Source organism: Streptomyces lavendofoliae (assembly GCF_014649735.1).
GTDB classification, from domain to species: Bacteria; Actinomycetota; Actinomycetes; order Streptomycetales; family Streptomycetaceae; genus Streptomyces; species Streptomyces lavendofoliae.
Window position 1 is genome coordinate 223,474 of record NZ_BMTP01000005.1, and the last position, 25,406, is coordinate 248,879.

Sequence of the window (25,406 nt, forward strand, 5' to 3'; positions counted from 1 at the left end):
GGACATCAGCTCCCGAACACTTCGCGTACGGCGTGGCCGAGGACGGGGTAGAGGGCGCCCACCATCAGGACGAACCAGATGGCCATCACGGACCAGAGCATCTGCTTCTGGTAGCGCGTGCCCTTGGACCAGAAGTCCACGGCGATCACGCGGAGACCGTTGAGCGCGTGGAAGAGGATGGCGGCCACGAGGCCGTACTCCAGCAGCGCGACGATCGGCGTCTTGTAGGTGGCGACGACCTCGTCGTAGGCCTCGGGGGAGACGCGGACGAGAGCGGTGTCCAGCACGTGTACGAACAGGAAGAAGAAGATGAGGACGCCGGTGACTCGATGAGCCACCCACGACCACATGCCTTCCCGGCCGCGGTACAGCGTTCCAGCCGGCACGGAAAAACCCTCCGGGAGCGGGGATCAGGGTCGGCCGGCTTCGATGTCGGTCTGACCCGGCCGGGTACGGTCCACCGGCCCCGGTCATCGTAGCGACGACTTGTCGGATCCCTCGCCCGGGGTCCCCAGGTGTGATCAAACAGGCACGGACGGGCTACCCGCGGGGCCGGTTCGTCCGATCAGACGGGACAAACGGGCACGAGCCAGGCGGCGCAGCTCCTCGGCGGCGATCGCCCGCTCCTTCTCCGGCGGGTGGCTCATCCGGTGGTGGATGGCCGACAGCGCCTGGTTGAGCTGCTCCTCGGGCCGGTGGCCGTCCAGGCAGATCACGAAGGCGTGGTGGAAACGGCTCTCGTACTCCGCGTGCGCCGCCTCCCAGGCCGTGTGCGCCGCCGCAGGGGTGCCCGGCGGCAGGCCCGCCGAGGTCTCGTCGGCCAGCGCCTCGTCCAGGTCGGCCCCGGCCAGGTCGTAGCTGGCCTCGTCGGCGGCGGCGAGCAGGGCGTCGAGCGTGGGGTACGGGCGGTGGGCGGCGATCAGCCGGGCCCAGCCGCGGCTGCCGCAGCAGGCGAGCAGGGCGGCCTCGGCCGCGGCTGCCGGGGCGGCGTTGAACCGGGCCAGCCCTTCGTGGGCGTGGACCCCGGGGCCCTGGGCAGGTATGGCCCGGGTGCGGGCCCCCTCGGAGCGCTGGGCCGCCGGCGGCGCGCCGTCCGGCTGGGCGCCCTGGCGGCGGGCCGGTCCGGACATCCGTACGGCCTCCGGCTGGGCGTGTCGGGACCGGGTGGCGGCCCCCGCCGCACCGGATCCGGGCGCGGCGGGCCGGGGCGGGAGGGTGGGCGGTCGCTTCGGAGCGCCTGCGGTGGAGTCGCCGGCCATCGTGGGCTCCTCGGGAGGGACAGCGGGACGGGACGCGGGGGATGTGTGAGGAAGGTGTGAGGGAAGGGGCACAACATTACCCAGGGTGAGCGTGCGCTGTACGAGAGATGCGAGAAGTTCACTCGGAAGGGAGAGTTTTCGTACAGCCATGGACACCCATGGACGGAGGTAAGCGCGTGAACCGGCATTCCACAGGGGGCCTCGTCACGGCCGTGGTGCTCTCCCTCACCGTCGCGGGCTGCGGGAGCGGCGACGGCCGGGGGACCGCGGCGCCCGGTACCGCCACCACGCCCGCCGCCCCACCGGAGGCGTCGGCCACCACGCCGGCGCCCGAGGCGCCGCCTTCCCCCTCACCCACACGGACGTATCCGCTCTCCACCGCGCCCCGCACGATCCCGGCGGTGCGCGACCACGAACCCGCCCGGGGCCCCGGCTGGCGGCCCCGCGGCGGCAGCGCGGTCGTCGTCGCCAAGGGCAGCGGCGCCCTCGCCGACGAGGCCCGGCTCCTGGCCGGCGAACTGGGGGCCGCCTACCGGGGCGAGGCCGCCGCCCGCCCCGGCGACGTCGAGCTGGCCCTGAACACCGGGCAGGCCGGCGGCCCCGAGTCGTACACCCTCACCACCCGGGGCGGACGGGTACGGATATCCGCGCCCGACCAGGCCGGGGCCTTCTACGGCACCAGGACCGTCAAGCAGGCGCTCCGCTCGGGCGGTGTGGTGCCGGAGGGCGTCGTGCGCGACCGGCCCGCCAAGCCGCAGCGCGGCCTGAACGTCGACATCGCCCGCAAGCACTTCAGCGCCGCCTGGCTGGAGGACCGGCTGCGCGAGATGGCCGACCTCAAGCTCAACCAGCTCGGCCTGCACTTCTCGGACGACCAGGCCTTCCGCATCGAGTCGGCCTCGCACCCCGAGGTGGTGTCGGAGCCGCACCTGACCAAGGCCGAGATCCGCCGCGTCGTGGCGCTCGCGAACCGCCTGCACATCAGCGTCATCCCCGAGATCGACTCGCCCGGACACCTCGGCGCCGTGCTGCGGGCGCACCCGCGCCTCCAGCTGCGCAACGTCCAGGGCACGCCCCGCCAGGGCGCCATCGACATCTCCGACCCGGAGTCGGCGCGGATCGTCGACGACCTGCTGCGCGAGTACGCCGGACTGTTCCCCGGCCCCTGGTTCCACATCGGCGCCGACGAGTACCAGGCGCTGACCGTGCGCGACCCGGCCGCCTCGTACCCGCAGCTGGCCGGGGCGGCGCGGCGGAAGTACGGGGAGGGCGCGGACGTCGAGGACCTCGCGACCGGCTGGCTGAACGACCGGGCCGCCGTGGTGCGCGCGGCCGGGAAGAAGGCCAAGGCGTGGAACGACGGCTTCTTCCCGGACGGGGCGGTGAGCGCCCACCGGGGCATCGAGGTCGAGTACTGGACGGGCAAGGAGATCGGCGCCCGTGAGCCGGTGGAGTACCTGCGCGAGGGCCGCGAGGTGGTGAACCTCAACGACGAGTACCTCTATTACGTCCTCGGTGAGCCGAACGACTTCACGTACCCCACCGGCCGCCGGATCTACCAGGAGTGGACGCCGCTGGTGCTGCGCGGCTCGTCGGCGGTGCCCGAGCGGTACGCGGACCGGATACTCGGCGGCCGGTTCGCCGTCTGGTGCGATCTGGCCGGCTCGCAGACCCCGGCGCAGGTGGCGAGCGGCATCCGGATGCCGCTGCGGGCGACGGCCCAGAAACTCTGGGACCCGGCCCGGCCGCGGTTGACGTGGCCGGCCTTCCGAACGCTCGCGGACCGGCTGGACAGCGGGGCCGGCCGTCGCTGAACCAATGGTTTCCCGCCACACGCAGTGACGAATTCCGGCCAGGCGGCGCAGTAAGGGGAGAACCGCGTCCGCGACGGGAGACGTCCATGAGTCACAGCGCGCAGGAGCCGATCACCCCGGCCGGCGAACGGGGGCCCGCCGCCGCCGCGCTGGCCTGTCTCGACCGCTGCCTCCCCCTGCTGGGCTCCGTGCCCGACGACCTGCTGCGCCCCCTGTGGCGGAGCGTGGCCGAGGGAGGGGCCCACTGGACGGCCCGGCTCCAGGAGGTCAGGGCCGCCGTGCCGGACACCGCCGGCCCCGCCGACGCGCTCGTACGGGACATGCTGGGCGCCGCGCCCCCCGCGTGGGACGGGGCGGCGCTGTCGGCCTGGGCCGGGACGTGCGCGGCCGCCGCGCGGGAGGCGCACGAACGGCTCGGCGGCGGGCCGCTCGCGGACGGCGAGGCGCGGCGGCAGGCGCAGGTCCTGGAACTCCTCGCCGCCGCGCCGGACGGAGGCCCGTCCGACGGGCTCCGGCCGGTGCTGGAGATCTCGGCCGAGGCGCGGCGGGTGCTGCGGGCGGTGCTCTCGCGGCGCGGACGCGGCGCCTGACCCGGGGCGGCGCACGGGCGCGCGGGGCAAGGCGGACCGGCGGGGCTCGGGCGCCGGGGCGGCGGCGTGGGCCCCCGTTCCGGGCGCCGGGGCGGCGCGGGCACACCGGAACGGACCGGCGGGGCAACCTTCTGGGGCAGTCGTGGGTCTCCTGAGTGATCACGCCGTGATCGCATCGACGAGGAGACCATCATCACCGCCATACGCAAGACCCTGACCGCCACCGCAGTCGTCGGCGCCGTCCTGGCGGGTTCGGCCGCCTGTGGCACGGTGGAGCAGCTCTCCGCCGGCAAGAAGCTCGACCGGGCCTTCGAGAAGCTCGGCAAGGAGAAGTCGATCTCCTTCGAGCTCGACCTGGACACCGACGCCGCCTCGCTGAAGGCCCTGGACGCCACGTCCGACCCGGAGCCCGGCGACGAGATACCCGACGAGGCCGCCGAGCTGCTCAGTGGCGCGAAGATCAGCGTCACCGTGGAGTCGAGGAAGCCGATCGAGGAGTCCGGCGAGAAGGACTACGTCGGCATGGCCATGAAGATCAGCGGCCCGGACGGCGAGCTCATCGAGTACCGGGTCGTGGGCGACTACACCTACATCCGCACCGACGTGGACGCCGTCGGCAAGGCTGTGGGCTCGCCCGTGCCGACCGCCGAGGACCTCCCCCCGGAGGCGGGCGGCCTGAAGAAGGTGCTCGAGGGCGAGTGGGTGAAGTTCGACACCGAGGAGATGCAGAAGGCCGGCGCGGGCATGGGCGCGGAGCCCGGTGCGAAGCCCTCGCCGGAGCCCTCCCTCGACGCCCGGACCCAGAAGAAGCTGCTGGAGGCCCTGCGCGAGACCATCGCCCGCGAGGTCGACTTCACCACCTCCGGCGGCGAGGACGGCACCGAGCACGTCACCGCGACAGCGCCCTTCCGTACGCTGATCACGGAGCTGTTCGACGAGATCCGCCCCCTGGCCGGGGACCTGCCGCCGGGCGTGGAGCTGCCGACGGCCAAGGACCTCAAGGACGTCCCGGACACCAAGGTGACCGCCGACTTCACGCTCAGGAACGGCGAGCTGGCCGAGGTGAACGTCGACCTCTCCAAGCTGGCCGAGGACGCGAAGGTCAAGAAGTTCGGCCTGGTGCTGCGGATGAGCGAGGGCACGAAGCCCACGGCCCCGGCCGGCGCCACCGAGCTGGACATGGAGGAGCTCATGGGCGGGTTCGCCGGCGCGATGGCGGACGAGGAGGGACTCGGCGGCGAGGGCCTGGCCGACGAAGGCGTCGACGAGGACTTCCCGGCCGACGACGCCGCCTAGGGAGTGTCCGCGAAGTAGCGGCGTCCGCCCGAAGGGCGGGGGCCACGGGCCGGACGGGACCTTGCGGAAACGACCTGTGACCGGTCCTCTCGGACCGGGACGGAACCCGCCGGGTTCGCGGGCCGGGGCACGCGAGCCGGCGGGATCCGGAGGACAGGCCCGGGCGGGCCCGCACGACGAGGCGGAGGAAGGAAGGGGCGCTCATGGGCATGGCCCTGTCGATCGCGTTCGAGGGCTTCGTCCTCATGGCCCTGCGACTGCTCCGTGTCGCCGGCGGCCTGCTCTGCCTCGCGGCGCCGGCGATCGCCGTCCGGCACCGCGCGGTGGCGGGCGTCATGGGCGGCATCGGGCTGTGCGCCCTGGTGGCCGGGACCGCGGTGATCCGGGCGGGCGAGGACGTCGGCGCGTTCTGACCGCGCCCGGCGGGGGACCCGTCCCACAGGTGGTGAAGACCGGTGCGGCACGGGAGGTCGGTCGGCGATGGCGCAGGGGCGGCGGGTGGACCCCGTACAGATCCTCATCCGGGTCGGCGACACCGATCCGGACACGGGCGGGAACGAGGAGGCCTACCAGGAGTGGGTGTACCTGGCCCGCGAGGCCGGGTGGGACGTGGTCGAGAGCCCGGGCTTCCAGGAACCGGGCGACGGGGGCACGCAGTGCGGGCTCGTCGAGATCGAGGGCCTCGCCTACCGCGTCCACTACGGCCTGCGGGCCCGCCTGGACCTGGCGGACGGCGAGACGGTCCTCACGTACGCCGCCTGGGCGGAACCCGTACGGTGAGTGGCTCGCACGGGCGTGCGGGTGGACCCTACGCGCCCGCAGGAGATCGCGAGGAGCGCCATGGCCACCCACGGACCGGCCCCGTTCACGGACGACGAGGGCCGCCCCGGTCCCGTCACCGCCGACGACGTCCGCTCCGCCGTCCGCCTGGCGGTCGGCGCCCTCCGCGAGGCGGACGCCGCCGCCGACTGGGACGCCGGGGCCGGGTCACTGGAGTGGACGTGCTGGGAGACCGTCGAGCACCTCGCCGACGACCTGTTCGCGTACGCCGCCCAGCTCGGCCCCGAACGACCGCCGCTCGACGCGGAGGTGCCGTTCCTGTGGGAGCCGCGCCGGCCGGGCGGGCCGGCGAACGTCACGTACGCCGACCGGCGGGCCGGGGCGGCCGGACTGCTCCAGGTGCTGGAGGCGTGCGGGGCGATGCTCGCCGCGATGGTGCGGGTCACCCCGCCCGGCGTACGCGCCCACCACGTGTTCGGCGCGTCCGACGCGGAGGGCTTCGCCGCGATGGGCGTCGTCGAGACCCTCGTCCACACCCACGACGTCGCCCAGGGGCTCGGCCTGCCCTGGGACCCGCCGGCCGGGCTGTGCCGCCGCGTCCTCGCGCGGCTCTTCCCCGGCGCGCCGGCCGGCACTCCTGCCTGGCCCACCCTGCTGTGGGCCACCGGCCGGGGAGACCTCCCGGGGCGGGACCGGCCGACGTCCTGGCGCTGGTACGGGGCCCCCGGCGGGAGGTGACCCCGGTCGGTGAGCGCCTCGCGGCGGCCCGGACCGCGCCCCGGCGCCGGACGGGCCGCTGTGACATTTTCCGGCGTCCGGACGCAGAGAGAAGTCGGGGGAACGGTGACCGGCGGCGCGAAGAGGGCAGCGTGGGGGCGTACGACACGGAGCTCGGCGCTGCCGTCGAGCGTGCTCAGCAGGGGGACGAGGACGCGTTCGCGTGGGCGTACCGGCAGGTGCATCCCGGACTGCTCGGCTACGTGCGCGGGCTGGTCGGCGACGACGCCGAGGACGTGGCCGCCGAGGCATGGCTGGAGATCGCCCGGGACCTCGGGCGGTTCCAGGGGGACGGCGCGGGTTTCCGCGGGTGGACGGCCACCATCGCCCGCCACCGGGCGCTGGACCACCTGCGCAGGCAGAAGCGGAGTCCCCGTACCTCGCTGATCGAAGAGGACGTACTGGAGCTGCCGGGCGGCCAGGACACCGCCGCCGCGGCGCTGGAGAACCTGTCGACGGAGCAGGCGCTCGCGTTGATCCGCGGGCTGCCGCGCGATCAGGCCGAAGCGGTGCTGCTGCGCGTCGTGGTGGGGCTGGACGGCCCGGCGACGGCGAGGGTGCTGGGCAAACGACCGGGAGCGGTGCGCACCGCCGCGTACCGAGGACTGAGGAGACTCGCCGGGCGACTGGCGCAGGGCGGAGCAGGGTGATGAGCAGGGACAGGAAGCAGCCGCGGGACGGTGACACCGGGGCGGGAGACACCGGGGCGCCGGACAGCGGCGCGGACGACACCTCGGGGCCGGCCGCGCTGCTGGCGGCGGCCGTGCTGGGCGGCGCGGTCGACCCGGCGGGTGAGGAGCGGGCGGTCGCGGCGTTCCGGGCGGCCCGGGACGAGGGCCGGCACGCCGTACGCCGCACCCGGCGGCGCGACGACTGGCGCCCGGGCAGGGAGCTGCGGCGGCTGCGCTCGCTGCGGGCCTCGGCGATGGGCGTGGCGGCGACGGTGCTGCTGGGCGGGGTCGCGGTGGCCGCGCAGACCGGCGTGATCGGCTCGCCGTTCGGCGGGCGGGACGGTGGCGGTGCCACCCCCGGACCCCGGCCCTCGGCGGTGTCCCCGCGGGAGGCCGCCGTACCCGCCACGCCGCTCGCCGAGCGGGACGGCGCGTCGCACCGTCCGGCGGGGACGCCCGGCGTGGACGCGGTTCCCGACGGGAGCGGGCCGGCCGCGGCCACCGGTCGCGGCGACGCGAGCCCGGGTGCGCGGCCGGACGGGAGGGGCGGCTCGACGCCCGGCGCCGGGGCGAAGGCCGGGGCGGGCCACGGTGCGCGGCCGGGCGGGCAGCCCGGACGCAGGCCGACCGCGGGGGCGGGGCACGAGGGGGACGCCGCGAAGGGCGGGGCCGGGCGGAAGCCGCACCCGGCAACTCACCCGGCACCGGCCACCGGGGCGCGCCCCGGGCCGGAAGCGCCCAAGGGCAAGCCGCAGGGCAAGCCGGAAGCGCCCAAGGGCAAGCCGGGCACCGGGCAGGGGAAGGCCGGGGCCGGACCGGACGGGAAGGGCACGAAGAAGACGGCCGGGCGCGAGGCGGGCCGGGAGCCGGACGCGTCGACCGGCGCTCCGGACCGGAGGGGCGGACCGTGACCTGCACGCCGGTCCGCGGCGGCGGAGGACGACCGGGGCCGCCACCCCCCACAGGAGAGGCCCCGGCCGTCGTCCACGGGTCCGTGGTACGGCCCCGTACTCCTAACAGCGCCACGCATGCGTTTTCTGTCACACCGCACTCGGTCGACGAGATGTCGCAGGTTGTACCCGACATGGACGTGACGCGGCATGACCACGTAGCGTGCTGCTGCGCGCCGGGCGTAGCGACGGCGGTGACCAGCCGCGATGACGAACAGGTAGTGGGAGTGCTGGGGGACGACGCGGAGCTGACCACCGCGGTGCTCGCGGCGCAGGACGGGGACGAGGAAGCCTTCCGTGCTGTGTACCGCGCCGTGCACCCGCGGTTGCTCGGCTACATACGCACGCTGGTCGGGGACGCCGACGCGGAGGACGTCGCGTCCGAGTCCTGGCTCCAGATATCCCGCGACCTCGACCGGTTCAGCGGTGACGCCGACCGTTTCCGGGGCTGGGCGGCCCGGATAGCCCGTAACCGCGCCCTGGACCACCTGCGTATGCGGGGCAGGCGCCCCGCCGTCGGCGGGGACGAGACGGAACTGACCGACAAGCCCGCCGAGTCCGACACCGCGGACGAGGCGATGGAGGCCCTGTCGACGGGCCGCACCATGCACCTGATCGCCCAGCTCCCGCAGGACCAGGCCGAGGCCGTCATCCTGCGCGTCGTCGTCGGGCTGGACGCCAAGAGCGCCGCCGAGACGCTGGGCAAGCGGCCCGGCGCCGTGCGCACCGCCGCCCACCGCGGGCTGAAGCGGCTGGCCGAGCTGCTGGACGCCGACGGCACGGGAGGTACGAGCGGTACGGGCGGCGAGCCGGCCGGGACCGTGCCCGGCGCGCTGAGCGCCGTACCGCCGCAGCCCGCGCGCCGGGCCGGTTCCCGGGTGCGTACCGGTGTGACGCATTGGCGTGCGCGGACGCAGAAGGACATGTGATGGCCGACGAGCGGGACGAGTGGCTCGACCAGGACGCGGCGGAGAATCTGCTGCGGGGTGAACCGGTCGGCCCCGTCGACGATCACGCGCGGGAGCGGGCCCGGCGGGTCGAGCGGGCACTGGACGCCCTGCGCGCCACCTCCGGCCCCGCGACGGACCGGCTGCCCGGCGAGGAGGCCGCGCTCGCGGCGTTCCGCGCGGCGCGTGCGGAGAGGACCGCCGGGGCGCGAGCCGCCCTGGGAACCTCCGGCGGACCGGAGGCCGCGGACGCCGGCCGCGTACGCCCCCGGCCGGGGCCCCGCGAACGGATGCGCTGGGCCCGGCCCGTGCGCTGGGGGCTGGCCGCCTCGGTGGCCGGTCTGGCGGTCGGCGGCGTGGCCGTCGGCGCCGGTACGGGCGTGCTGCCGGTCCTGGGCGGCGACAGCGAGCCGCTGCCCGCCGCCTCGGTGTCGGCCGACGGTACGCCGGATGCGGCGCCGACCGGCGGGACGACCACCGGGCCCGGCTCGGCGACGCCCGGGACGGCGGCCGGTGGGCCCGGCGGTAAGGCGCCCTCGGCGTCGGCGACGCCCGGCGGGGACGGGGAGCGCGTCCCGGGGCGGCCCGACCCGGAGGGCGGCGGCGACGCCCGGGACGGCGACGTCACGGGCGGCCCGACCGGCGGGCACCCGGCCGACGTGGCGGGCGCGGGGTCCGGTTCGGTGGCCGGCCCGGACGGCGACGCCTCCTGGTTCGCGCGGACCGCCCGGGACTGCCGCGACTACCGTGACGGCCGCCTCGACCGCGACCGCCGGGAGAAGCTGGAGGCCGCCGCGAACGGCGCCGCCAAGCTCAAGGTCCTGTGCGACAAGGTGCTGGGCGGCGACCTCTCGTACGAGAACGGCTCCACCGGCGCGGGCGCCGGCGGACCGGGCCCCGGAGCCGGCTCCGGCTGGGGCGGCGCGGGCTCCGGCGGTCCCGGCAGCGGCGGCTCCGGCGGTTCCGGTGGCGGGTCCGGCCCGGGCGGTGGCTGGGGCGGGGGCGGCGACGGCAAGGGTCACGACGGGGGCGACTCGGACGCGGCGCGCCCGTCCGCCTCCTGGCGGCCGCTGGCGCCGCCACTCACCGTGCGGCGGACCGGGCCGGTCTTCTGACCCACGGGGCCGCTGCTCGGCCGCTCGGTCCCGGTCGGAACGCCGGCCGCCCCTCGCGGAGCCTCCGCACCGCTCTGACCTGCGGTTTCAAAATTTCTTCGGTGGGGGTGTGACGTTTTTCCACCCGCCGGCGCAGTAATGAGTGAGCCGACTGGTCATCGGCAGCGCGAAGAGCCGGGGTTCCCCCCGTACCTACGGCTCAGCGCACATGGCGCGGGCGGGACACGTTCCCCCGGTCCCGCTCGCGCCCTCTCCCTTCTCCTCCGCCTCCGCCGTCACCTCACCGGTGGACCCACCGGTCTCACCAGTGGACGACGACCTTGTCGCCGACCTTCACCTGCTCGAAGACCGCGGCGAGGCGGTCCATGTCCCGGACGTTGACGCAGCCGTGCGAGCCGCCGCTGTAGCCGCGGGCCTTGAAGTCGGCCGAGTAGTGCACGGCCTGGCCCCTGCTGAAGAACATCGAGTAGGGCATCGACGTGTGGTACAGCGTCGACTTCCAGTGCCGTTCCTTGCGGTCGACCTGGAAAGTGCCCTCGCGGGTCGGGGTGTTCTCCGAGCCGAAGCGCACGTCCATCGCCGAGACCACCTTGCCGTCGATCATCCAGGCGAGGGTCCGGCTCTCCTTGCTGACGCAGAGCACCCGGCCCGTCATGCAGCGCGCGTCGGGCTTGTCCAGCTCGTTGGTGGTCGGCGGACGCAGCTCCCCGGCGGTGGGCCTGCGCGACGTGGCCGTCAGCTTCGCCCAGGTGTCCCCGTCGACCTCGCCGGTGGCGGGCAGGCCCCGCTCCTGCTGGAACGCCGAGACGGCCTTGCCCGTCATCGAGCCGTAGAAGGCGGTGGGGCTGCGGTGGAAGTGGCCGAGCTGGCGCAGCCGCGCCTGGAGTTCCCGTACCCGCTCGTTCTCCGTGCCCTCCGCCATCAGCACCCTGTCCCCGGGGGGCGCGGGCGTCGCGGGCGGGGCGGAGTCCGCCGGCTCGGCGCCACCGGCGGCGGAGGCCCCGGAGGACGGCGAGGCGGTGGCCGCCGGTGACGGCGCCGTCGAGCCGGACGCGGACCCCCCGGCCGCCCCCACGGCCTGGGCGGTGCAGCCGGTGGCCGCCAGGGCGACGGCCGCGGCGGCGAGAACGGTTCTGCGTATGACGGACGTGCGGTGCATGTGAGCCCCCCGATTCATTGACCTGTACCTAATGGATGCTTCCCAGGGGTGCTTGGTTGCGCGGCGCGGAGCATGCTGTGAGCAAGGTCCCAGCGTGCGGCTCTCCACCCGCCGCACGCCCGCCGCTACAGTCCGTCGCGAGGGTCGGTACCAGCGAGTAGGTCTATCGGAAGGCACAGCACATGGCGCGCGAGTCGGAGTCGGGTCTGCCCATCGAGCCGGTGTACGGGCCGGACGCCCTGAGCGGGTGGGACGCCGACGAGAAACTGGGCGAACCGGGCTCGTACCCCTTCACGCGCGGTGTCTACCCGACCATGTACACCGGCCGCCCCTGGACGATGCGTCAGTACGCCGGCTTCGGCACCGCCGTCGAGTCCAACGCCCGCTACAAGCAGCTCATCGCCAACGGCACCATGGGCCTGTCCGTGGCCTTCGACCTGCCGACCCAGATGGGCCACGACAGCGACGCGCCGATCGCGCACGGCGAGGTCGGCAAGGTCGGCGTGGCCATCGACTCGATCGACGACATGCGCGTGCTGTTCGGCGGCATTCCGCTGGACAAGGTCTCCACCTCGATGACCATCAACGCCCCCGCCGCCCTCCTGCTGCTCCTCTACCAACTCGTCGGCGAGGAGCAGGGCGTCCCGGCGGACAAGCTGACGGGCACCATCCAGAACGACGTGCTCAAGGAGTACATCGCCCGCGGCACCTACATCTTCCCGCCGAAGCCGTCGCTGCGGCTGATCGCCGACATCTTCAAGTACTGCAAGGCCGAGATCCCGAAGTGGAACACCATCTCGATCTCCGGCTACCACATGGCGGAGGCCGGGGCATCGCCCGCGCAGGAGATCGCCTTCACCCTCGCCGACGGCATCGAGTACGTCCGTACCGCCGTCGCCGCGGGCATGGACGTCGACGACTTCGCGCCCCGCCTGTCGTTCTTCTTCGTCGCCCGCACCACCATCCTGGAGGAGGTGGCCAAGTTCCGTGCCGCCCGCCGGATCTGGGCGCGGGTCATGCGGGACGAGTTCGGCGCCAAGAACCCCAAGTCGATGATGCTGCGCTTCCACACCCAGACGGCGGGCGTGCAGCTGACCGCCCAGCAGCCCGAGGTCAACCTGGTGCGCGTCGCCGTGCAGGGACTGGCCGCGGTCCTCGGCGGCACGCAGTCGCTGCACACCAACTCCTTCGACGAGGCCATCGCGCTGCCGACCGACAAGAGCGCCCGCCTGGCCCTGCGTACGCAGCAGGTCCTCGCGTACGAGACGGACGTCACCGCCACCGTCGACCCGTTCGCCGGGTCGTACGTCATCGAGAAGATGACGGACGAGGTGGAGGCCGCCGCCCTGGAGCTGATGACGAAGGTCGAGGACCTCGGAGGCGCCGTCAACGCCATCGAGCGCGGCTTCCAGAAGAGCGAGATCGAGCGCTCCGCCTACCGCATCGCCCAGGAGACGGACTCCGGCGAGCGTGTCGTCGTCGGCGTCAACCGCTACACGCTCAAGGAGGAGGAGCCCTACGAGCCGCTGCGGGTCGACCCGGCGATCGAGGCCCAGCAGGCGGAACGCCTCGCCGAACTGCGGGCCGGGCGCGACCAGGCGGCGGTGGACGCGGCGCTCGTGGAGCTGAAGAAGGCGGCCGAGGGCACGGACAACGTCCTCTACCCGATGAAGGACGCGCTGAAGGCCCGGGCGACGGTCGGCGAGGTCTGCAACGCGCTGCGCGAGGTGTGGGGGACGTACGTCCCGACGGACGCGTTCTGACCCGTCCCGTGTGACGGAACACCGAGGCGGAGTGCCGTACTCACGTGCGACACTCCGCCTCATGCTGGGTGTCACCGATCTGCCGACCTATCTCGCGGGCCTCGTCCTGATCATTCTGCTGCCGGGGCCGAACTCGCTGTACGTGCTGTCCGTCGCCGCCCGGCGCGGCGTCCGGACCGGGTACGTCGCCGCCTCCGGCGTGTGGTGCGGCGACACGGTCCTGATGACGCTGTCCGCGGCCGGCGTGGCCTCCCTGCTCCAGGCGAACGCGCTGCTGTTCGGCATCGTGAAGTTCGCGGGCGCCGGTTACCTGACGTGGCTCGCGGTCGGCATGCTGCGGGCGGCCTGGTCGATGTGGCGGACGCGGCGGGAACGGGTGGCGGAGGAGCTCGGCGAGGCGGCCCCGGCCCCGGTTTCCGAGCGGCCCTTCCGGCGGGCGTTCGTGATCAGCCTGCTGAACCCCAAGGCGATCCTGTTCTTCATCGCCTTCTTCGTCCAGTTCGTCGACCCGGCCTACCAGTACCCCGCGCTGTCCTTCGTGGTGCTCGGCAGCCTCGCGCAGGCGGCGAGCGTCCTCTACCTCACGCTGCTGATCTTCAGCGGTACGCACCTGGCCGCCGCGTTCCGCCGCCGCAAGCGGCTGTCAGCCACCGCCACCTCGGCGGCGGGCGCGCTGTTCCTCGGCTTCGCGGTGAAGCTCTCGCTCGGCAGCGCGGCCTGACCCGCCGGCGGGCCGGTTCCCGTGCCGGCCCGGACCCCGTGCCGGCCTGGACCCTTGGGCGGGCTTGACCCTGACACCGTGTGAGGCCGTGTCGTAGGAGGCGTCATGTTCACCATCGGAGACTTCGCCAGACACGGCCGGGTGTCGGTCCGGATGCTGCGCCACTACGACGCCATCGGACTGCTGCGCCCCGCCCGTGTCGACCCGCACAGCGGCTACCGCTTCTACGAGGCCGGTCAGCTCGCCCGGCTCAACCGCGTCCTCGCCCTGAAGGACCTCGGCCTGACCCTCGACCAGGTGCGCTCGATCCTCGACGAACAGGTCGGGCCCGAGGAGCTGCGCGGGATGCTGCGCCTGCGGCAGGCCGAGCTGGAGTCGGCCGTCAGCGAGGCGGCCGCGCGGCTGGCGCGGGTCGGGGCGAGGCTCCGGGCCATCGAGAGCGAGGGACACATGTCCACCCAGGAAGTCGTCGTCAAGAGCGTTCCGGGCGTCCGGCTCGCCGAGCTGACCGGCATCGCCGCCGGCTTCGGCCCCGGCGAGATCGGCCCCGTCATCACGCCCCTCTACCGGGAGCTGTGCGCCCGTCTGGAGGCCGCCGGGGTCACCGGCCTCGGTCCGGGCGTCGCCTACTACGAGGACGCCCCGGCGGGCGACGGCTCCGTCGTCGTCCACGCGGGGATGACGCTCCCGGCAGGCGTCACCGCCCTGGACGACCCCGAGGTGGCGATCGTCGACCTGCCCGGCATCGACCGGGCGGCGACGGTCGTCCACCGGGGCCCGATGGAGGACCTGCTGCCCACCGTCCAGACCCTGGCCACCTGGATCGACAGCAACGGCTACCGCTCGGCCGGCTACTCCCGCGAGCTGTACCTGGAGTACGCGGAGGACCGGACCCGGTGGGTCACGGAGATCCAGGAGCCGGTCGTCAGGACGTCCTGAACCGCGCGCCGCGCCCGGCCCGCCCGCTGGGCCGGGCACCGGGCCGGCGCGTCACGCGGGAGCGCCCGCCCGCTCGGCGGACCCGGGAGCCCGAGGCGGCGGCCGGACCCGGCGTCGGGGTGGGCGGCCGGGCAGCGCCCCACCGCCGGGCGCGCGTCACCGCCCGCGCGCCGTTCCCCGGCGCCCGGCGGCGCGCGAACGCGCAACGCTCCGGCGGACCCGGGCGGGAGGACGCCGCGCGGCGCCGCGGCGTGACCCGGTGCTCTCCGGACACCGGCCAGACGCTGTTCACCGTTTGTTGCGGCCCCATTGGGCCGGTCGGCCGAACGCCTTCCTAACGTCGTCGGCGTGCCCTCAAGCAACCCCGCAGCGGTGCGGACCGCGGTTCTCGCGGACTCCGACGCCCGATGGAACCGGGGCGCCCCGACGGCGCGCCCCATCACCCCGCCCGGCCACCGGGTGACCGGCTCCGTGCCGCGCGGCCGGGCCACCCCGGCCGCCCGTCGGCTCGCCGGCGGCCCGCCGCCGCGGCGCGGGGCCCACGTCGTGCCCGCCGGCCCGGGCCGCGGCTCCCGGCGGTTCCCCGCCGGGTGCGAGGGCGTCGCCGCCGACGCGTCGGCGCTGTGAGCGCCGCGTCCCGCGGCCCCCGGCCCGCGAACCTGGCGTTCGTCGAGAGCCCCGTGCAGCTGCTGAACGTCCTGGAGTGGGCCCATCACGCCGGCCGCCCGGACCTCCTGGTCGTCGTCCTGTCGCCCACCGATCCGATGTCGCGCGGCCAGCTGCGGCGGATGGCGGGCCTGGCGCGTGACGAGGGCTTCGCCGTCCGCTGGCAGGAGACGCGGGGCGACCGCGGCTCACCGGCGCGGGCGCTGCGGGATCTGGCGCCGTCGCTGGTGCGCGCCGAGCGGGTGGTGGTCGGCGACCCGCTCTCCCGGTACGCGCGGGTCCTGCTGGCGCTGTGCGGGCCGCGCGCCCTCACGGTGGTCCCCGACGGCACGGCCACCATGGAGTGCGCCGCGCGGCTCGCCCGTGCCGAACGGCTGGTGCGCCGGCACCGCCGCGACGTGCGGGACCCGCGCGGGCTGCCCCTCACCCCGGTCACCGCACCGGCCCGCCGCCGCCTCGTCCCGGGGCGCCGCCGCGCGGTCGAGGTGTTCACCGCCCTGCCGGTCGAGCCCCCGCCGGGCGCCTCGGTGACCGTCAACCGGTTGGCCTGGACCCGCGCCCGGTTCGGGCCGCCCCGGCTGACCCGGGGCGCGGACCTGGTGGGCACCTCGCTGGTGGAGACGGGCGTGCTGGACCCCGACCGGTACGTCGGCGCCGTCGCCGCGCTGGCCGCCGCCCACGGGGCGACGCGGTACCTCGCGCACCGGCGCGAGGGCGTGGAGAAGCTGCACCGGCTGGCGGTGGAGACCGGTCTGGAGATCGTCCGTCCCGACCTGCCGCTGGAGGTGGTCGCCCGGCGCGGCCCGATCGGCCGTACGGTGCTCAGCTTCCCCTCGACGGTGGCGCACACCCTCCCGGCGGCGCTGGCGGGCACCGGCGTCACGATCACCGTGTGCGGGATAGCGCCGGAGTGGCTGCGCGAGTCCGCCTCGCCGCGCGCGGGGGGCTTCCTGGCCGCCGTGGCCGAGTCCGCCCGCTCGGCACACGGCCTGTCGCTCACCGGTGCGGGGGACGGCGTGAGACATCTCCCACACGGCCCGATCGTGAGCGCGAACACCTGACCGAAACCCGATCGACAAAGATCGCCGGATGAGTGAAAAGGCGTGAGCTTACCCACTTCACCTGGCCCTCAAGCCCGCCGTCCAGGGTTTCCTTCCCCTATCGGGCTGAAGTTTTGTAGATCACACGTTAGTTGAGGGCCAAACGCGCCTACCCTGTCATGGGTGAACAAGGTGATGTCCCGCGACCCCGAAACAGACGTTCCCGGCGATACGCCCCTGCTCGGCGCGCTGCCAGAGAGCCTGCGCGCCGAGTTGATCGCGTTCCGCCGGGATGTGCACATGCACCCCGAGCTGGGCTTCCAGGAGTTCCGCACCACCGCGGCGATCAAAACGCGCCTCGAAGCGGCCGGGCTCAGCCCCCGGGTCCTGCCCGGTGGCACGGGGCTGACGTGCGACATCGGGTCGTGGGACGGCGTGCGTCCCATGCTGGCGATCCGCGCCGACATCGACGCGCTGCCCATCCCGGACACCAAGACGGACGTGCCGTACCGCTCCACGGTCCCGGACCGGGCCCACGCCTGCGGCCACGACGTGCACACCACCGTGGTCCTCGGGGCCGGACTCGTGCTGGCCGACCTGGCCCGCGAGGGCCGGCTGCCGTGCGCGGTGCGCCTGATCTTCCAGCCCGCCGAGGAGGTCATGCCGGGCGGCGCGATCACCGCCGTCGACGCCGGTGTGCTGGACGGCGTCGGCCGGATCATCGCCGTGCACTGCGACCCGCGCGTCGACGTGGGCCGCATCGGGCTGCGCACCGGCCCGATCACCTCCGCCTGCGACCGCCTGGAGGTCACCCTCGACGGGCCCGGCGGCCACACCGCGCGCCCGCACCTGACCACGGACATGGTCACCGCGGCGGCCCGCGTCGCGGTCGACGCGCCCGCCGTGCTCTCCCGCCGGATCGACACCCGCTCCGGGCTCGTCCTGACGTGGGGCAGGATCGAGGCGGGGCACGCCCCCAACGTCATCCCCCAGCGCGCCGAGCTGGGCGGCACGGTCCGCTGCCTGGACCTGGAGGCCTGGCGGCACGCCCCGGACCAGGTGTACGCCGCGATCGACGAGGTGGCGACGCTGCACGGAGCCAAGTGCCAGATCGAGTACGTACGGGGCGTGCCGCCCGTCGTGAACGACGCCTCGGTGGCCCAGCTGCTGCACGACGCGATGGCCGCGCGGTGCGGCGCGTACGCGATCGAGGACACCGAGCAGAGCCTCGGCGGCGAGGACTTCTCCTGGTACATGGAGCACGTCCCCGGCGCGATGGCCCGGCTGGGTGTCCGCCGGCCGGGTGACACGTCCCGACTCGACCTCCACCGGGGCAACTTCGACATCGACGAGCGGGCGATCCAGGTGGGCGTCGAACTCTTCACCGCCGCCGCCCTCCTCGACGGCCGGGCCTGACCGCCCGGGGACGGACCGGGCCGCCGTCGCGCGGCGGCCCGGTCCGTCTGTTTCCGGTCACCGCCGGGCAGGAGCCCATTACCCCCGGTGGTGGTGTCGCGAGCGTCACCTGCTGTTCGCGTCGATCTGGTAACGGCTACCGAACAGGCCTTTACCTGACATCTACGCGCGTTACGATCGCCGCGAAACCAGCGCCGAGAAGAGGCGCTTAGGTCAGGTTGAAGGAGCCTCCCTTGCGCCGGATCACCAGGATCGCAACCGTGGGCGTCGCGTCCGCGGCACTCGCACTCAGCGCCACCGCATGTGGCGGAAAGTCGTCGTCCAGCGGCGACAACAAGGACCCCAAGGCGGCCATCGCGTACGACATCGGCGGTCGCGGCGACCAGTCCTTCAACGACGCCGCCTTCGCCGGCCTGGAGAAGGCCGAGAAGGACCTCGACATCAAGGGCACGGAGGCCGAGCCCAGCGAGGGCGAGGGTGACCCGGACAAGGTCCAGCGCCTGACCGAGCTGGCCCGCGCCGGCAACAACCCGGTCATCGGTGTCGGCTTCGCGTACGCGCCCGCCATCGCCGAGGTCGCGCCGAAGTTCCCGAAGACCACCTTCGGCCTGATCGACGACACCTCGAAGACCGGCAAGAACATCGCCAATCTGGTCTTCAGCGAGGAGCAGGGCTCCTACCTGGCCGGTGTCGCCGCCGCCAAGGTGACCAAGTCCAAGACCGTCGGCTTCATCGGCGGTGTAGAGACCCCGCTCATCAAGAAGTTCGAGGCGGGCTTCGTCCAGGGCGTCAAGGACACCAACAAGAGCGTCAACGTCAAGGTCCAGTACCTGACGCAGCCGCCGGACTTCGGTGGCTTCGCCAAGCCGGACCTCGGCAAGGCCGCCGCCGAGGGCCAGATCGACGCGGGCGCCGACGTCATCTACGCCGCCGCCGGTCTCGCCGGTTCGGGCTCCATCGAGGCCGCCGCCAAGGCCAAGAAGTGGGCGATCGGCGTCGACTCCGACCAGTACAACCAGAAGGGCCTCGCGGCCTACAAGGAGTACATCCTCACCTCGGTGACCAAGGACGTCTCCGACTCCGTCTACAACCTGATCAAGTCGGTCAAGGACGGCAAGCCGCAGAGCGGTGAGATCCGCTACGGCCTGGACAAGGACGGCGTGGGCCTGGCCACCTCGAACCCGGCCTTCACCAAGCTGACCGACGTGACCGCCGCGGTGGACAAGGCCAAGGCCGACATCATCGCCGGCAAGATCAAGGTCAAGACCGCTCCGTAACCGCGCGGCCGCGACCAGGTCCGCGGGTCCGGAGGGGTGGTACGAGCCGCCCCTCCGGACCCCGGTCATGTTCCGCCCCGTACGTACCCCACCGGGGGTCGCCCCCCGGTTTCTTCCCTTCGCCGTCGCTACGCGCGTAGAGCCCTCCGTGGCGCGATAACTTCGGCACCTGCCCCCTGCTCCCGCTCCTGAAGCTCCTTTCCCGCCAAGGAGAGTGCGTCATCAACGCGTCCAGTCCGTCATCGCCGCCGGCTGCTCCCGCCGTGGAACTGCGCGGCATCACCAAGCGCTTCCCCGGCGTCGTCGCCAACCACGACATCGACATCACCATCCGCAAGGGCACCGTCCACGCCCTGGTCGGTGAGAACGGTGCCGGCAAGTCGACCCTGATGAAGATCCTCTACGGCATGCAGAAGCCGGACGAGGGCACCATCACGATCGACGGCAAGCAGGTCTCCTTCTCCAGCCCCGCCGACGCCATCGCCACCGGCATCGGCATGGTGCACCAGCACTTCATGCTGGCCGACAACCTCACCGTCCTGGAGAACGTGGTCCTCGGCGGCGAGAAGCTGTACGGCATCGGTGCCAAGGCCCGCAAGAAGATCATGGAGATCTCGGACGCGTACGGCCTGCACGTCCGCCCCGACGCCCTCGTCGAGCAGCTCGGTGTCGCCGACCGCCAGCGCGTGGAGATCCTCAAGGTCCTCTACCGCGGCGCCCGCACCCTGATCCTCGACGAGCCGACCGCCGTGCTCGTCCCGCAGGAGGTCGACGCGCTCTTCGCCAACCTGCGCGAGCTCAAGGCCGAGGGCCTCACGGTCATCTTCATCTCGCACAAGCTGGGCGAGGTGCTCGCGGTCGCCGACGACATCACCGTCATCCGCCGCGGTACGACCGTCGGCACCGCCGACCCGCGCACGACCACCACCAAGCAGCTCGCCGAACTGATGGTCGGCACCGAGCTGCCGTCGCCCGAGACGCGGGAGTCGACGGTGACGGACGTGCCGATGCTGTCGGTCGAGGGCCTGCGGCTGACCGCCACCGACTCCGACGGCGTGGTCCGCGAGGTCCTCGACGGCATCGACTTCACCATCCACAAGGGCGAGGTCGTCGGCATCGCCGGCGTCGAGGGCAACGGCCAGACGGAGCTGATCGAGGCCCTGATGGGGCTGCGCGCCCTGGACGGCGGGGTGATCAGCCTCGACGGCGCCGACATCTCCCACGCGCCGACCCGCAAGCGCCGCGAGGGCGGCATCGGCTACATCCCCGAGGACCGCCACCGCCACGGCCTGCTGCTGGAGTCCCCGCTGTGGGAGAACCGCATCCTCGGCCATGTCACCGAGGCGCCCAACAGCAGGCGCGGCATCCTTGACCCGAAGGCGGCCCGCAAGGACACCGAGCGGATCGTGCGCGAGTACGACGTGCGCACTCCGGGCATCGACGTCACCGCGGCCTCCCTCTCCGGCGGCAACCAGCAGAAGCTGATCGTCGGCCGCGAGATGAGCCACAACCCCAAGTTCCTGATCGCCGCCCACCCCACCCGCGGTGTGGACGTCGGCGCGCAGGCGCAGATCTGGGACCAGATCCGGGAGGCCCGCCGCGAGGGCCTGGCGGTTCTGCTGATCTCCGCCGACCTGGACGAGCTCATCGGGCTCTCCGACACCCTGCGGGTGATGTACCGCGGCCGGCTGGTCGCGGACGCGGACCCCGCCACGATCACCCCCGAGGAGCTGGGATCGGCCATGACCGGCGCTGCCACCGGCCACCTCGAGCACAACGAGAACGGTGAGGGCCGATGAGGAAATTCGACAAGGACCGGCTGCTCCTGGGCCTCGCCGGTCCGGCGCTCGCCCTGGTCGTGGCCTTCCTGCTCACCTCCGTGGTGCTGCTCGTCTCGGACCGCGACCCGTTCGAGCCGTACCGGATCATGGTCGAGAACGCCGAGTTCACCGACGTCCAGGTCCTCATCCTCAACCAGACCGGCACGTACTACCTCGCCGCGCTGGCGGTCGCCATCGGCTTCCGGATGAACCTGTTCAACATCGGTGTCGACGGTCAGTACCGCCTGGCGGCGATGCTCGCCGCGGTCGTCGGCGCCTCCGTCGAGCTGCCGGGTCCGCTGCACGTCCTGCTGATCGTGTTCGTCGCCATGTTCGTCGGCGCCTTCTGGGCCGGCATCGCGGGCATCCTCAAGACCACCCGAGGGGTCAGCGAGGTCGTCTCGACGATCATGCTCAACGCCATCGCGACCAGCCTCATCGCCTGGATGATCCTGCCCGCCAACCTCGGCGTGCAGGCGGAGGGCTCCAACGACCTGACCACCGGTGCGATCCCGGAGTCCGGCTGGGTGCCCGGCCTGGACGTCGAGGGCGGCACCATCTACGGCTTCACCTTCGTCGCCTTCGCGCTCGGTGTCGTCTACTGGTTCGTCCTCAACCGCACCCGCTTCGGCTTCGACCTGCGCGCCACCGGCGCCAGCGACTCGGCCGCCCAGGCGAGCGGTGTCGACGCCCGGAAGATGGTCCTCACCGCGATGCTGATCTCCGGCGCCGTCGCGGGCCTGACCGGCCTGCCGCTGCTGCTCGGCCAGACCCACACGTACAGCTTCAGCTTCCCGGCGGGCATCGGCTTCACCGGCATCACCATCGCCCTGCTCGGCCGCAACAACCCCATCGGCATCTTCTTCGCCGCGCTGCTCGTCGCGTTCCTGGACAAGGCCTCGGCCTCACTGGACCAGTTCGGCTACGAGAAGGAGATCGCCACGATCATGCAGGGCCTGATCGTGATCTCCGTGGTCGTCTCCTACGAGCTCGTCCGGCAGTACGGGCTGCGCCGACAGCAGCAGAAGGTCGGCGAGGAGCTCGCCGCCCAGGCCCGCACGAACAAGCAGGAGGCGGTCCGGTGAGCGACGGCCGTGACATCAGCCGCCACCGCGGCGGGGCGGCCGCCGGGCCGCGGATGACCGGGAAGACCGCGCCTCTGCGCCGCGCGGGCGGAGATGGGGGCACCACCCAGGCGAACGCTCTGGGGGAGAACCAGGTGAGGGCAGTATGAGCGAGTCCACGAGCACTGTGTCGGCCGCGGCCACCGCGCCGAAGAAGGGCGGCGGGCGCCGCAAGCTGTCCCTGCCGGTGATCCTGCTGATCATCGCGGGCGGCCTGGCGCTGTTCTCCCTGGTCCGGGTGATCAGCGGGGCCGACGACCTCACCTCCGTCGGCCAGGTCGCCGGCGCCCTCCAGCTCGCCGTGCCGATCGGCCTGGCCGGCCTCGGCGGCCTGTGGTCGGAGCGGGCCGGCGTGGTCAACATCGGCCTCGAGGGCATGATGATCCTCGGCACCTGGTTCGGTGCCTGGGCCGGGTACCAGTGGGGACCGTGGACCGGCGTCGTCCTGGGCATCCTGGGCGGTGCGCTCGGCGGTCTGCTGCACGCGATCATCACGGTCACGTTCAACGTGAACCACATCGTCTCCGGTGTGGCCATCACGATCCTGGCGACCGGCGCCACCCGCTACCTGTCCAACTTCACCTTCGCCGAGGCCGAGGGCGGCTCCTCCAAGCAGTCCCCGCGCATCGACGCGATCGACCGGATCACCATTCCCGGGCTGTCGGACGGGCTCGCCGACCTCCAGGCCAAGCACTGGTTCTTCGTCTCCGACCTCGCCGGTGTGCTCGGCGGCCTGGTGACCGGCCTGTCGCTGCTGACCGTCCTCGCGCTGCTCCTGATCCCCGGCACCTGGTGGGTGCTGTGGCGCACCGCGTTCGGTCTGCGCCTGCGCTCCTGCGGTGAGAACCCGATCGCCGCCGAATCCCTCGGCGTCAACGTCTACAAGTACAAGTACATCGCGGTCATCGTCTCCGGCGCCCTCGCGGGCCTCGGCGGCGCCTTCCTGGCGATCGTCTCCACCGGTATCTACCAGGAGGGCCAGACCGGCGGCCGGGGCTACATCGGTCTCGCGGCGATGATCTTCGGCAACTGGATGCCGGGCGGCATGGCCCTCGGCGCCGGCCTCTTCGGCTTCACCGACAGCCTCAAGCTGCGCGGTGGTGCCGAGAACGTCCACGCGATGCTCCTGCTGCTGGCGATCCTGCTGGTCGCGATGGTGGCCTGGCAGCTGTACAAGAAGAAGTACGTGGCCGCGGCCATCGCCGCCGTCGTGTCGGCGGGCCTGTTCGTCTGGTACGCCTTCACCGAGGCGCTGCCCAGCCAGTTCGTGGACGCCGCGCCCTACGTCACCACCCTGCTGGTGCTGGCGCTGTCCGCCCAGCGGCTGCGCATGCCCAAGGCGGACGGCCTGCCGTACAAGAAGGGCCAGGGCAAGTGACGCCCGAGAGCTGGGAGTCGCTCCGCGCCGCCGCCCGGGAGGCCATGTCCCACGCGTACGCCCCGTACTCCGGCTATCCGGTGGGCGCGGCGGCTCTCGTCGACGACGGGCGCACGGTCACCGGGTGCAACGTGGAGAACGCCTCGTACGGCATCGGCCTGTGCGCCGAGTGCGGGCTGGTCTCCCGGCTCCAGGCCACCGGCGGCGGCCGGCTGACGCACTTCGTGTGCGTCGACGGACGCGGCCGGGTGCTGGTGCCGTGCGGCCGGTGCCGGCAGCTGCTGTACGAGTTCGGCGGCGACGAACTGCTGCTGGACACCCCCGCGGGCGTACTGACGCTCGCCGAGATGCTGCCGCAGGCGTTCGGACCGCAGCACCTCCGTTGAGACGGGACGACCCTTCCGCGCTGTCCGTGGAGGGGTCGTCCTTTCCTCCCCCTCTCCTCTATGCGCGTAGAGTCGCGTACGGAGGACAGTCCCATCCCGCTGGAAGGAACCCTTAAGGCCATGGACGCGATTTCCGTCATCCGCACCAAGCGGGACCGGGGCGAGCTGAGCCCCGAGCAGATCGACTGGGTCATCGACGCCTACACGCGCGGCGAGGTGGCCGACGAGCAGATGTCGGCACTGGCCATGGCGATCCTGCTGAACGGCATGAACCGTACGGAGATCGCCCGCTGGACCGCCGCGATGATCGCCTCCGGCGAGCGCATGGACTTCTCGTCCCTGTCCCGCCCCACCGCCGACAAGCACTCCACCGGTGGCGTCGGCGACAAGATCACGCTGCCGCTCGCCCCGCTGGTCGCCGCGTGCGGCGCAGCCGTACCGCAGCTGTCCGGCCGGGGCCTCGGCCACACCGGCGGCACGCTCGACAAGCTGGAGTCGATCCCCGGCTGGCGCGCCCTGCTCTCCAACGAGGAGATGCTGCACGTCCTCGACACCACCGGCGCGGTCATCTGCGCGGCGGGCGACGGCCTCGCCCCCGCCGACAAGAAGCTGTACGCGCTGCGCGACGTGACCGGCACGGTCGAGGCGATCCCGCTGATCGCGTCCTCGATCATGTCCAAGAAGATCGCCGAGGGCACCGGCTCCCTGGTCCTGGACGTCAAGGTCGGCTCGGGCGCCTTCATGAAGAACATCGAGGACGCCCGCGAGCTGGCCTCCACGATGGTCGGTCTCGGCACCGACCACGGCGTGAGGACGGTGGCACTCCTCACCGACATGGCGACCCCGCTCGGCCTGACCGCGGGCAACGCCCTGGAGGTCCGCGAGTCCGTCGAGGTCCTCGCCGGCGGCGGCCCCGCCGACGTCGTGGAGCTCACCATCGCGCTCGCCCGCGAGATGCTCGACGCGGCCGGCATCAAGGACGCCGACCCGGCGAAGGCCCTCGCGGACGGGTCCGCGATGGACGTCTGGCGCCGCATGATCGCCGCCCAGGGCGGTGACCCGGACGCCACCCTGCCGGTCGCCCGCGAGCGGCACGTGGTCACCGCCCCCTCCTCCGGCGTACTCACCCGCCTCGACGCGTACGGCGTCGGCGTCGCCGCCTGGCGCCTCGGCGCGGGCCGCGCCCGCAAGGAGGACCCGGTGCAGGCCGGCGCGGGCGTCGAGCTCCACGCCAAGCCGGGCGACACGGTCACGGCCGGCCAGCCGCTGCTGACCCTCCACACCGACACCCCGGAGAAGTTCGACTACGCGCTGAAGTCCCTGGACGGCGCGTACGACATCGCCGCCGAGGGCACGGCGTACGAGCCCACCCCGGTCGTGCTCGAACGTATCGCCTGACCCGGGGACGGCAGAACGGGACCGGGGGACCTCCGTCGGTCCCGTTCTGCATGCCCCGCCGCCCGCCCGCCCGGCCGGCCGGGTGACCGGCCGCCACCGATGAGTTCCGCCCCCGCCCCG

At 73.4% G+C, this 25,406-nt stretch carries 25 protein-coding genes; 22 read left to right on the plus strand and 3 right to left on the minus strand.

The window, feature by feature from the left end:
* Positions 1 to 5: 5 nt before the first annotated feature.
* Together sdhC and IE109_RS11895 are read right to left on the minus strand one after the other, a co-directional pair.
* Positions 6 to 386, minus strand: a complete 381-nt coding sequence (gene sdhC, locus IE109_RS11890) for a succinate dehydrogenase, cytochrome b556 subunit (protein ID WP_189550766.1) — start codon at positions 384 to 386, stop codon at positions 6 to 8.
* A 135-nt stretch (positions 387 to 521) separates the two neighbouring features.
* Positions 522 to 1,130, minus strand: a complete 609-nt coding sequence (locus IE109_RS11895) for a 2-oxo-4-hydroxy-4-carboxy-5-ureidoimidazoline decarboxylase (RefSeq protein WP_189550952.1) — start codon at positions 1,128 to 1,130, stop codon at positions 522 to 524.
* Positions 1,131 to 1,471: 341 nt separating this feature from the next.
* Between IE109_RS11895 and IE109_RS11900 the strand changes: the two genes are divergently transcribed.
* From IE109_RS11900 to IE109_RS11945, 10 genes are all read left to right on the plus strand, one after another.
* The gene (locus IE109_RS11900) at positions 1,472 to 3,073 is read left to right on the plus strand and encodes a beta-N-acetylhexosaminidase (RefSeq protein ID WP_373297693.1); all 1,602 of its coding nucleotides are present in this window, start codon (positions 1,472 to 1,474) and stop codon (positions 3,071 to 3,073) included.
* 86 nt (positions 3,074 to 3,159) lie between these two features.
* The gene (locus IE109_RS11905; RefSeq protein WP_189550768.1) at positions 3,160 to 3,663 is read left to right on the plus strand and encodes a hypothetical protein; all 504 of its coding nucleotides are present in this window, start codon (positions 3,160 to 3,162) and stop codon (positions 3,661 to 3,663) included.
* Between the two features lie 270 nt (positions 3,664 to 3,933).
* Positions 3,934 to 4,959 (plus strand): hypothetical protein, encoded by a 1,026-nt coding sequence (locus IE109_RS11910; RefSeq protein ID WP_189550769.1) that lies wholly within the window; start codon positions 3,934 to 3,936, stop codon positions 4,957 to 4,959.
* Between the two features lie 203 nt (positions 4,960 to 5,162).
* Positions 5,163 to 5,372 carry a hypothetical protein gene (locus IE109_RS11915; protein ID WP_189550770.1) on the plus strand — a complete coding sequence of 70 codons (210 nt, stop codon included), beginning with the start codon at positions 5,163 to 5,165 and terminating at the stop codon, positions 5,370 to 5,372.
* Positions 5,373 to 5,439: 67 nt separating this feature from the next.
* The gene (locus IE109_RS11920) at positions 5,440 to 5,739 is read left to right on the plus strand and encodes a hypothetical protein (protein WP_189550771.1); all 300 of its coding nucleotides are present in this window, start codon (positions 5,440 to 5,442) and stop codon (positions 5,737 to 5,739) included.
* A gap of 60 nt (positions 5,740 to 5,799) precedes the next feature.
* Entirely contained in the window at positions 5,800 to 6,477 is a 678-nt protein-coding gene (locus tag IE109_RS11925; protein WP_189550772.1) for a hypothetical protein, read from the plus strand.
* A 131-nt stretch (positions 6,478 to 6,608) separates the two neighbouring features.
* On the plus strand, positions 6,609 to 7,166 hold the full coding sequence (locus IE109_RS11930) for an RNA polymerase sigma factor (RefSeq protein ID WP_189550773.1): 558 nt from the start codon (positions 6,609 to 6,611) through the stop codon (positions 7,164 to 7,166).
* A complete protein-coding gene (locus IE109_RS11935) occupies positions 7,166 to 8,098 on the plus strand; it encodes a hypothetical protein (RefSeq protein ID WP_189550774.1) in 933 nt (310 codons plus the stop codon). The genes IE109_RS11930 and IE109_RS11935 overlap by 1 nt, the downstream gene beginning before the upstream one ends.
* A 266-nt stretch (positions 8,099 to 8,364) precedes the next feature.
* Positions 8,365 to 9,066, plus strand: a complete 702-nt coding sequence (locus tag IE109_RS11940; RefSeq protein ID WP_189550953.1) for an RNA polymerase sigma factor — start codon at positions 8,365 to 8,367, stop codon at positions 9,064 to 9,066.
* Entirely contained in the window at positions 9,066 to 10,199 is a 1,134-nt protein-coding gene (locus IE109_RS11945) for a hypothetical protein (RefSeq protein WP_189550775.1), read from the plus strand. The genes IE109_RS11940 and IE109_RS11945 overlap by 1 nt, the downstream gene beginning before the upstream one ends.
* A 301-nt stretch (positions 10,200 to 10,500) precedes the next feature.
* Here the strand turns inward: IE109_RS11945 and IE109_RS11950 are convergent, their stop codons facing one another.
* Positions 10,501 to 11,358 carry a L,D-transpeptidase family protein gene (locus IE109_RS11950; RefSeq protein ID WP_189550776.1) on the minus strand — a complete coding sequence of 286 codons (858 nt, stop codon included), beginning with the start codon at positions 11,356 to 11,358 and terminating at the stop codon, positions 10,501 to 10,503.
* Positions 11,359 to 11,540: 182 nt separating this feature from the next.
* Between IE109_RS11950 and IE109_RS11955 the strand changes: the two genes are divergently transcribed.
* From IE109_RS11955 to IE109_RS12010, 12 genes are all read left to right on the plus strand, one after another.
* Positions 11,541 to 13,121: an acyl-CoA mutase large subunit family protein gene (locus tag IE109_RS11955; RefSeq protein WP_189550777.1), complete on the plus strand. Its 1,581-nt coding sequence runs from the start codon at positions 11,541 to 11,543 to the stop codon at positions 13,119 to 13,121.
* A gap of 61 nt (positions 13,122 to 13,182) precedes the next feature.
* A complete protein-coding gene (gene leuE, locus IE109_RS11960; protein ID WP_189550778.1) occupies positions 13,183 to 13,842 on the plus strand; it encodes a leucine efflux protein LeuE in 660 nt (219 codons plus the stop codon).
* A gap of 105 nt (positions 13,843 to 13,947) precedes the next feature.
* Complete coding sequence (locus tag IE109_RS11965) at positions 13,948 to 14,781, plus strand: MerR family transcriptional regulator (RefSeq protein WP_189550779.1); 834 nt, start codon at positions 13,948 to 13,950, stop codon at positions 14,779 to 14,781.
* A gap of 348 nt (positions 14,782 to 15,129) precedes the next feature.
* Positions 15,130 to 15,408, plus strand: coding sequence for a hypothetical protein (locus IE109_RS11970; RefSeq protein ID WP_189550780.1), 279 nt, complete (start codon positions 15,130 to 15,132; stop codon positions 15,406 to 15,408).
* Entirely contained in the window at positions 15,405 to 16,508 is a 1,104-nt protein-coding gene (locus IE109_RS11975; RefSeq protein WP_189550781.1) for a hypothetical protein, read from the plus strand. The genes IE109_RS11970 and IE109_RS11975 overlap by 4 nt, the downstream gene beginning before the upstream one ends.
* 174 nt (positions 16,509 to 16,682) lie before the next feature.
* Positions 16,683 to 17,903 carry an amidohydrolase gene (locus IE109_RS11980; protein ID WP_189550954.1) on the plus strand — a complete coding sequence of 407 codons (1,221 nt, stop codon included), beginning with the start codon at positions 16,683 to 16,685 and terminating at the stop codon, positions 17,901 to 17,903.
* A gap of 233 nt (positions 17,904 to 18,136) precedes the next feature.
* Positions 18,137 to 19,180 (plus strand): BMP family lipoprotein, encoded by a 1,044-nt coding sequence (locus tag IE109_RS11985; RefSeq protein WP_189550782.1) that lies wholly within the window; start codon positions 18,137 to 18,139, stop codon positions 19,178 to 19,180.
* Between the two features lie 221 nt (positions 19,181 to 19,401).
* Complete coding sequence (locus IE109_RS11990; protein ID WP_229890935.1) at positions 19,402 to 20,979, plus strand: ABC transporter ATP-binding protein; 1,578 nt, start codon at positions 19,402 to 19,404, stop codon at positions 20,977 to 20,979.
* Entirely contained in the window at positions 20,976 to 22,085 is a 1,110-nt protein-coding gene (locus IE109_RS11995) for an ABC transporter permease (protein ID WP_189550783.1), read from the plus strand. Before IE109_RS11990 ends, IE109_RS11995 begins: the two co-directional genes overlap by 4 nt.
* A gap of 145 nt (positions 22,086 to 22,230) precedes the next feature.
* Positions 22,231 to 23,502, plus strand: coding sequence for an ABC transporter permease (locus IE109_RS12000; protein ID WP_189550784.1), 1,272 nt, complete (start codon positions 22,231 to 22,233; stop codon positions 23,500 to 23,502).
* Positions 23,499 to 23,888, plus strand: coding sequence for a cytidine deaminase (locus IE109_RS12005; RefSeq protein WP_189550785.1), 390 nt, complete (start codon positions 23,499 to 23,501; stop codon positions 23,886 to 23,888). The genes IE109_RS12000 and IE109_RS12005 overlap by 4 nt, the downstream gene beginning before the upstream one ends.
* A 120-nt stretch (positions 23,889 to 24,008) precedes the next feature.
* A complete protein-coding gene (locus IE109_RS12010; RefSeq protein WP_189550786.1) occupies positions 24,009 to 25,286 on the plus strand; it encodes a thymidine phosphorylase in 1,278 nt (425 codons plus the stop codon).
* The last annotated feature ends 120 nt before the right edge of the window (positions 25,287 to 25,406 follow it).